This window comes from Candidatus Symbiopectobacterium sp. NZEC135 (assembly GCF_025962695.1).
The window spans coordinates 1-698 of the sequence record NZ_JAGFPF010001120.1; the positions used below are offsets into that span (position 1 = coordinate 1).

General features: G+C 58.6%; 2 protein-coding genes. Both read left to right on the forward strand.

The window, feature by feature from the left end; genetic code table 11:
• Positions 1-477 (forward strand): general secretion pathway protein GspK (locus tag J5224_RS36030; RefSeq protein ID WP_413544762.1); only part of this gene is annotated, 477 nt, incomplete at its 5' end.
• On the forward strand, positions 468-698 hold a 231-nt coding region (locus tag J5224_RS36035; RefSeq protein ID WP_413544763.1), incomplete at its 3' end, for a type II secretion system protein GspK. The genes J5224_RS36030 and J5224_RS36035, both read left to right, overlap by 10 nt.

The window sequence follows — 698 nt, forward strand, 5'->3', positions numbered from 1 at the left end:
CAAGGCAAGGTGTTTATGCGGACCGAGCGCCAGTTGGGGCACCAGCAGGCTAAATGGTATGCCCTTGGTGCGGAGGCTTTTGTCGGTAAGGTGATCCTGCGTGATGCGCTGATCACGCCGGAACGCACCACGCTGTCGCAAAGCTGGGCGCAGCGCGGACGTCAGTTTCCGGTTGAGGGCGGGGAGATCCTCGGCTATGTGCAGGATGGGCTGGCGTGTTTCAACCTGAATGCTATTAACCAAACCATCAGCGACGACAGCACGGCGGTCAGCACGCCGTATCCCGCGCTGGTGTTCCGCTGGCTGCTGATCAATCTCGGGGTCGATCCGGCACAGGCGGTGACCATTGTGGCGGCGGTGCGCGATTGGATCGACGAAGACAGCCAGCCGATGGCGGACGGGGCTGAAGATGAAACGCGCTTTACCAGCGCCTGCTGCCGTTCGTCTGCGCACTGCCGACGCAAAAGTTGCAGATAAATATTAATACTTTGCGGGACTATCAGGCACCGCTGCTCTCCGCATTGTTTCTCAACACGCTAAACGCAGAGCAGGCAAAAATGTTGTTGCAGCAGCGCCCTGTGGCGGGATGGCAGAGCGGCACGGCGTTTTTATCGCAAGACGGTTTTCCCTCGATAAACAAAAGCAGCGCGCAGCGGGTGTTGGTGGCGAGAAGTGATTGGTTTTTTGCCCATATGCGG